8 protein-coding genes are annotated in these 6,706 nt (G+C 43.7%); 6 read left to right on the top strand and 2 right to left on the bottom strand.

Features of this window, described 5'->3' with window-relative positions; all coding sequences use genetic code 11:
* The first annotated feature begins 282 nt into the window (after positions 1 to 282).
* On the top strand, positions 283 to 699 hold the full coding sequence (gene ruvX, locus PLH26_RS15875; RefSeq protein WP_324587012.1) for a Holliday junction resolvase RuvX: 417 nt from the start codon (positions 283 to 285) through the stop codon (positions 697 to 699).
* A 5-nt stretch (positions 700 to 704) separates the two neighbouring features.
* Here ruvX and PLH26_RS15870 read toward each other — a convergent pair whose 3' ends face one another.
* Positions 705 to 1,610, bottom strand: coding sequence for an SMP-30/gluconolactonase/LRE family protein (locus tag PLH26_RS15870; protein ID WP_324587011.1), 906 nt, complete (start codon positions 1,608 to 1,610; stop codon positions 705 to 707).
* Here PLH26_RS15870 and PLH26_RS15865 point away from each other — a divergent pair.
* The 4 genes from PLH26_RS15865 (at position 1,609) to PLH26_RS15850 (ending at position 5,068) form a co-directional block, all read left to right on the top strand.
* On the top strand, positions 1,609 to 1,746 hold the full coding sequence (locus PLH26_RS15865; protein ID WP_324587010.1) for a hypothetical protein: 138 nt from the start codon (positions 1,609 to 1,611) through the stop codon (positions 1,744 to 1,746). The genes PLH26_RS15870 and PLH26_RS15865 overlap by 2 nt on opposite strands.
* Before the next feature lie 78 nt (positions 1,747 to 1,824).
* Positions 1,825 to 2,730: a sugar phosphate nucleotidyltransferase gene (locus PLH26_RS15860; protein WP_324587009.1), complete on the top strand. Its 906-nt coding sequence runs from the start codon at positions 1,825 to 1,827 to the stop codon at positions 2,728 to 2,730.
* A gap of 155 nt (positions 2,731 to 2,885) precedes the next feature.
* Positions 2,886 to 3,749, top strand: a complete 864-nt coding sequence (locus tag PLH26_RS15855; RefSeq protein WP_324587008.1) for a DUF6089 family protein — start codon at positions 2,886 to 2,888, stop codon at positions 3,747 to 3,749.
* Between the two features lie 221 nt (positions 3,750 to 3,970).
* On the top strand, positions 3,971 to 5,068 hold the full coding sequence (locus tag PLH26_RS15850; RefSeq protein WP_324587007.1) for an acyltransferase family protein: 1,098 nt from the start codon (positions 3,971 to 3,973) through the stop codon (positions 5,066 to 5,068).
* Positions 5,069 to 5,097: 29 nt separating this feature from the next.
* Here PLH26_RS15850 and lhgD read toward each other — a convergent pair whose 3' ends face one another.
* Positions 5,098 to 6,318, bottom strand: coding sequence for an L-2-hydroxyglutarate dehydrogenase (gene lhgD / locus PLH26_RS15845; RefSeq protein ID WP_324587006.1), 1,221 nt, complete (start codon positions 6,316 to 6,318; stop codon positions 5,098 to 5,100).
* A gap of 63 nt (positions 6,319 to 6,381) precedes the next feature.
* Between lhgD and PLH26_RS15840 the strand changes: the two genes are divergently transcribed.
* Positions 6,382 to 6,666: a hypothetical protein gene (locus PLH26_RS15840; protein ID WP_324587005.1), complete on the top strand. Its 285-nt coding sequence runs from the start codon at positions 6,382 to 6,384 to the stop codon at positions 6,664 to 6,666.
* Positions 6,667 to 6,706 lie beyond the last annotated feature (40 nt).

Raw genomic sequence — 6,706 nt, 5'->3', positions numbered from 1 at the left:
AACTCAATAAAATAAAACGAACTATGTGTGCCTATGTGCCTATGATCCTATGTGGCAATAAGAACCGCGCATACCGACACCATAAAAAGGTATGAACTCAATAAAATAAAACGAACTATGTGTGCCTATGTGCCTATGATCCTATGTGGTAATAAGAACCACGCATACCGACACCATAAAAACGTATGAACTCAATAAAATAAAACAAACCGTGTGTACCTATGTGCCTATGATTGGTAGCCTGCGGTAAGAAGAAATAGCTTATAGGTTTATCTTTGTATCATGCCACGCATCCTCGCTATTGATTATGGGCTAAAACGAACCGGCATTGCCGTTACCGATCCTTTGCAGATCATTGCTGCTGGTTTGGCCACTATAGAATCTCACACGCTCATTGATTTCTTAAAAAAATATTTTGAACAGGAACAGGTGGAAAAAATAATTATAGGAGAACCCAAAAATCTTGACGACTCCGATACGCATGCTACAGTACTGGTGCAAAAAGCAATTAAAAAAATAAAAAAAGCTTTCCCCGGTATGCCTGTTGAAAAAACAGATGAACGTTATACATCAAAAATGGCGGTACAGGCTATGATAGACATGGGGATGAAAAAGAAACAACGCCGCAATAAAGCACTGGTTGATGAAATTGCAGCAGCCATCATTTTGCAGGAATATTTACACCATAACCAGGGCTAACTGCATTATTCCTGTTCATGGATCGTTCCTGTAAAAAAATCGGCGGGCACACCTTTTACTCCCGGTTTCACCGAAAACAACCCGCCGCTTAAGGGGCAGGCTGCCAGTTGCGCTTCCGTTAATTCTCCGCGGGCAGTAGTAATATACAAAGTGTCTAAATTTTCCCCTCCAAAAGCGCATGAAGAAACATTTGGCGCCGGCACCTCAATTTTTTGTAATAGTTCACCGGTCTGCGGGTCAAACCTGCCCACCGCGCCGGCACCCCAGAGCGCTGCCCATATCTTACCTTCCGCATCCAACGCAATGCCATCTGGCGAACCACACCCCTCCGGCACGGTTACTGCTATTCTCCGGTTGGTGATGGCTCCGTCTGCATCATTATAATCAAAGGCGTCTATCCTTCGCAGGTGGCTGTCAACATAATACATTGTTTTTTTATCTTTCGTCCAGGCAATGCCGTTGGAAACGGTAACGCCATCCAGCATCTTATGCACTGTTTTATCTGTGTCCATGCGGTATAGCGCAGCTACTCCCTCTGTAAACTGAAGGTGCATGCTGCCCACCCAAAACCTTCCTGAAGGGTCGCACTTGCCATCATTAAAGCGAATATTATTATGGATAAGGGGATTGACAATGAACCGTAACCTGCCGGTTTTAGTATCAATGAAATGAATGCCGTTTTGCAGGGCAACCAAAGAGCCGCCGCTTTTTACGGGAACCACAGTGCCCACTCGTTCTTCTACCAGAAACGATTGATTTTCTTTGGTAGCAGGGTCGTATATATGAAGCGTTCTGCCTTCAATATTTACCCAATACAATTTATTTTCTGTGGGATGCCATAAAGCGCCTTCGCCGAGCTGTGCTTTGGCATCTATTTCAAGTGTTGTATTTTTTAAATGTGGATAATGCATGTCAAAAGAGATAAAACAATTACAAAAGAGCGGTAATGGTGTAACTTATACCGATGATCCGGTAAAAATAAGGAAGAACCGGATGTTTGTTATATTAGTTAAATATGCCAACTATCACCCGCTAACTACGGTTTAGTGTTAATTCTTTATTTTCGCAACGGTTTAAGAAATGATGGATCAGGTATACGATAGTTTAAAAATAAAAAATATACGGATGAAACCTACATTGGTAATTATGGCAGCAGGAATGGCCTCGCGATATGGCAGTTTAAAGCAAATACAGCGGTTTGGCCCCTCCGGCGAAACAATCATGGATTATTCCATTTATGATGCTTATCGCGCCGGCTTTGGCAAAGTGGTATTTATTATCCGGGAACAATTTTCCGATGATTTTAGGGCCATTTTTGAGTCCAGACTAAAAGGAAAAATTGCTGTTGATTATGTATACCAGAACATGCAATCATTTGCAGAAGGATACGACATACCGGCAGACAGAACGAAGCCCTGGGGAACAGCACACGCGGTTTTGTGTGCGTCCGCTGCGGTACATGAGCCCTTCATTGTTATTAATGCGGATGACTTTTACGGGCGCGATGCCTTTGAAAAAGCACATCAGTTTTTAATGAAAGAGGCCAATGATCACACTTTTGGTTTGATAGGATACGAATTGATCAAAACGCTTTCTGATAACGGCTCTGTCAGCAGGGGTGTATGCAGGGCAGATGCATCGGGAAACCTGATAGAAATTGCGGAACGCACCAAAATATACCGCGATGGGTCTGATATTGTATATGAGGAAGATGGTATTAAAACAAAAGTCCCTTCCGACTCAAAAGTTTCTATGAATTTCTGGTGCTTTACCCCTTATGTGTTCAGCATTTGCAAAGACATGTTTAGTATTTTCTTACAAAAAAATATCAATCAGCCCAAAGCCGAGATATATGTGGTGGATGTAGGCGCCGAGTTTATTAAAATACCCGGCAATGCGCTGAAAGTCATCCCTACCCGCTCCAAATGGTTCGGAGTAACGTATAAAGAAGATGCTCCGGGTGTAGAAAGCAATATTAAAACATTGGTTGCCAACGGAGAATATCCCCAAAGCTTATGGGAAAATGTTTAACAAATTCCGGTGTGATTAAGCTTTATATTGCAGTACCCAAAGGAAGAAGATCATAAAAATGGCATTATTTTAGGTCTGTTGTTGTTTTATTTGCGCGTGACTTAATTTTTTACCCGACTTGTGCGTTATTATACCGTACCTATAAAAAAATGCTGGTGAAACAAACATTTATTTTGGCATTATTGCTTTGTACAACTACCTTATATTCCCAGGGAATACTGAAAAATGTAAGTATCGAAGCCTTTGGAGGCTTTGCCAACTACCAGGGCGAATTACAGGAGAATACCTATACTTTTTCACAGGCGAAACCTGCCGGCGCATTAGGAGCAGCTTATTCCTTTACTGATAAAATTTCCCTGAGAGGTCTTATTACCTATGGGAATATCCAGGGCGCAGACAGGTATAGCAGTAATTTGCAGCGTCGCCAGCGTAACCTGAGCTTTTATTCTAAAATATATGACGCCAGCCTTACCGGTGTATATGAATTTTTTGATATCATGGAGAAAAGGTATACACCCTATTTGTTTGCAGGCGTTTCAGTGTTCAATATGGGGCCATATACTTATGATTCGTTGGGCAAAAAAATCGGTTTAGGTATTTTAAGTACAGAGGGGCAGGAATTACCCGAATATCCCGACAGGAAAAGATACAATTATCAGAATATCTCAATTCCCTTTGGCGGGGGCATACGTTTTGCCGTTACCCGCAATGTTTCATTAGGGTGGGAATTCAGGTTCAATAAAACCTTTACCGATTACCTTGATGATGTAAGTACAAAATATGTTGACCGTAACATCTTACTTGCTGCCAGAGGCCCCAAAGCCGTTGAAATGGCATACCGGGGCGGTGAGTTGAAAAATGGCAACCCTGTTTACCCGGCGGCCGGAACTGTCAGAGGAAATCCTAAAACCAAAGACTGGTATTACTTTTCGGGGATCACGATCAGATACAAGCTGTTTAATGACCGCAACTTCAGCAGCAGAGGAAAAGGTATACCCTGCCCGAAGAATGTATATTGATGGAGGTATGAGGTATTACCTTACACCTCACGCCCCACACCTTACACCTCTCACATCCTGTAGTTTCGGATCCTGCTTCATTTTCCACATTTATCATATCAGCCAGGCAGTATCAATGCATACAGATCTGCTCTTTTATTGCTGAAGAGTCAGGCAATTGCTATGTGATAGCCATAGCTGCAAGTGCGCTCCGGAATACCAAAACCCCAGCTTCCAGATTTATGTCCCTGCAATCCAGCCGGCTTATTTCGCTTGACGCCCTGCGCGGCTTTACCATTGCCGCAATGATCATGGTAAATTTTCCGGGGAATGAGCAGTATGTATTTTTTACTTTGCGCCACAGCAAATGGAATGGGCTTTCATTTACAGATACCATCGCCCCGATATTTCTGTTTGTTATTGGCGTTTCCGTTGTTTTTGCCTATACCAGAAGATTAAACAGCGGTGTGGCTAAAGGAAGCTTATATAAAAAAATCATCTTCCGCTCGTTTAAAATATTTTCCGTTGGCATGTTTCTCAACCTGATGCCGGATTTTGATTTCAGTGAGATCCGCTGGACCGGAACGCTGCACCGCATTGCCATTGTGTTTATGGTTTGTGCTATCCTTTTTCTCAATACCGGCTGGAAGCAACAGGCATGGATAGCCGTTGTTTTGCTTGTAGCCTACTGGCTGGCATTAACGCTTATCCCTACTCCCGGCGTTGGTAAAGTAATGCTGGAACCCGGAGTAAACATTGTGGCCTGGGTAGACAGCAAATGCCTGCCGGGCAAAATGTGGCAGGGCACCTGGGATCCCGAAAGTATCCTGAGTACTATACCTTCTGTTGTTAGCGGTATTACAGGCATGCTTGCCGGGCGGTTAATGATAAGCAAATTCACCCCCAATGAAAAAGTGAACCTCCTTATGACAGCAGGGTTATTTTCGGCTATCGCCGGTTATTTCTGGGGACTCACTTTTCCGGTAAACGAAAACCTATGGACCAGTTCGTTTGTACTGGTAACTTCGGGGTTGGGCGCTTTACTGCTGGGCGCAATGTATTTTATAGTAGATATACAGGGGCATCAGAAAGGCGTGCGTACAGGCGTTGTATTTGGGGCTAACGCTATTGCAGTGTATGTACTGGCAGATGTGCTGGCCTTGTTTTTTTACAGGTTGGAATTTGGCAGACTGCCCCTCAATGAACAGGTGGTTAATCAACTGGTACAAACCGGAATGCTGCCTGAACTGGCAAGCTGGTTATATGCGCTGTTTTTTGTTGCTGTTAACTTTGTTCCCGCTTATATACTTTACCGGAAAAAAATATTTATTAAGTTGTGATGGCTGACACCTCATTGCTGAAAGCTGTTTTATGAAAGCCCGAAACGCTTTGTTGCCGTTTCCTGTACTGCATTGCCGATAGCCAGCGCAGCAGTGGCTGCCGGTGACGGGGCATTCAGCACGTGGATGGCGTTATGAGCCGCCTCTATCTTAAAATCATCGATCATTTTACCTTCCCGCGAAAGTGCCATGGCGCGCACACCTGCCCGGCCGGGTATAATATCTGCTGAGGTTAGGGAGGGAATAAGCTTTTGCAGCCGTTTCAGGAAATAAGGTTTTGAAAAGGCGCCCCGGTATTCGTCCAGACCAAACCGCCAGTGCTTGGCAAAGAATTTCAGCGTGCCCGCATACGATAATGCAGCGGCAGTATCCCTGAAACTGAAATCGGTTTTTTTATAGCCTTCGCGTTTAAACACAAATACTGCATTTGGGCCGCACTCCACTTCTCCGTTCACCATTCTTGTAAAGTGCACACCAAGAAATGGAAATTGGGGGTTGGGCACCGGGTAGATGAGGTTCTTTACTTTGCTTCTTCCTTTTTCGCTCAGGTTATAATAGTCGCCACGGAAACCCACGATCGCCGTATCTGATCCGGTTCCTTCTTTTTGGGCGATCCGGTCGCTTTGAAGACCTGCGCAGGCTACAATATATTTCGCTTCAAAATTTTGCCGGTTGGTTTTAATAACGGTTTTGTCGCCTTCCCTAATAAAGTCTCTGGCTTCTGTATTCAAAAAGATCTTACTTCCTTCAAATTTTTGTTCCAGTAATTCAGCAAGCTTTTTTGTAAGCCCCACATAATCTATAATGCCTGTACAACCCACCCATATGCCGGCAATACCTTCGCAGTAAGGTTCAATGTCTTTTATTTCCTGTGCTGTTATCAGGCGGATGTCTTCCACACCATTGGCTATACCGTTCTGGTATACTTTGTTCATATGCGCCAGTTCATCCTCCTGTGTTGCTACAATTACTTTACCGCAGATGTCGTGTTTTATGCCGTATTCTTTTGCGAAAGCCACCAGTTCTCTTCGTCCGTTCACACAATTTTCCGCTTTATAAGATCCGGGTTTATAGTAAATGCCGGAATGAATTACGCCGGAATTTCTGCCGGTTTGGTGTGCCGAAACACGGTTCTCTTTTTCGAGTACTGCTATTTTTAAATGCGGGTACCGGGTGTTGATCTTATAAGCTGTGGCCAGGCCTACACATCCGCCGCCAATAACAACAATGTCAAATGATAATGTATCCATAGTATGCCTTAATTCAGGGCGCAAGTTACCGGAGAAGTTTGGTGTTACAAAAAATGCACAAATATGCATTTGAGATTTGAGGTTTTCAAATTTGAGATTTACAGGTTTGGTTCTTGTTACCTGTTCCCCGGAGCTTTGCGCCCCGATGCGATGCTGACCCTCCTTCGTCGGGTGCCGACCGCATCTCCGGATTTCGGGTTTTTAAAGTTTATGGTTTTTAGTTTATTGTGGTATTTTTCGGATTTAGAGCTTAAGGCTTCGGTTTTGAGTTTTATCCGCCCCTGCGGACAGGCCTGCCTGCGGGTAGGTAGGTTTGGTTCTTGTTGTTTGGTTCTTGTGCGTGCCTAAAATAGGTTGACATTTTTTTTAAATTATTCAAAAAGATCAA

This window comes from Agriterribacter sp. (assembly GCF_035444585.1).
In the GTDB taxonomy this organism is placed as follows: Bacteria; Bacteroidota; Bacteroidia; order Chitinophagales; family Chitinophagaceae; genus Agriterribacter.
Note: the sequence above shows the minus strand (reverse complement) of the source record. Positions and strands in the feature narration are given on the sequence as shown.

What these genes read in the sequence shown, in the direction of transcription:
- ruvX (WP_324587012.1), top strand. Translation starts at nt 283, where the DNA reads ATGCCACGCATCCTCGCTATTGATTATGGGCTAAAACGAACCGGCATT.
- PLH26_RS15865 (WP_324587010.1), top strand. Translation starts at nt 1,609, where the DNA reads ATGTCAAAAGAGATAAAACAATTACAAAAGAGCGGTAATGGTGTAACT.
- PLH26_RS15870 (WP_324587011.1), bottom strand. Translation starts at nt 1,610, where the DNA reads ATGCATTATCCACATTTAAAAAATACAACACTTGAAATAGATGCCAAA.
- PLH26_RS15860 (WP_324587009.1), top strand. Translation starts at nt 1,825, where the DNA reads ATGAAACCTACATTGGTAATTATGGCAGCAGGAATGGCCTCGCGATAT.
- PLH26_RS15850 (WP_324587007.1), top strand. Translation starts at nt 3,971, where the DNA reads ATGTCCCTGCAATCCAGCCGGCTTATTTCGCTTGACGCCCTGCGCGGC.
- lhgD (WP_324587006.1), bottom strand. Translation starts at nt 6,318, where the DNA reads ATGGATACATTATCATTTGACATTGTTGTTATTGGCGGCGGATGTGTA.
- PLH26_RS15840 (WP_324587005.1), top strand. Translation starts at nt 6,382, where the DNA reads ATGCATTTGAGATTTGAGGTTTTCAAATTTGAGATTTACAGGTTTGGT.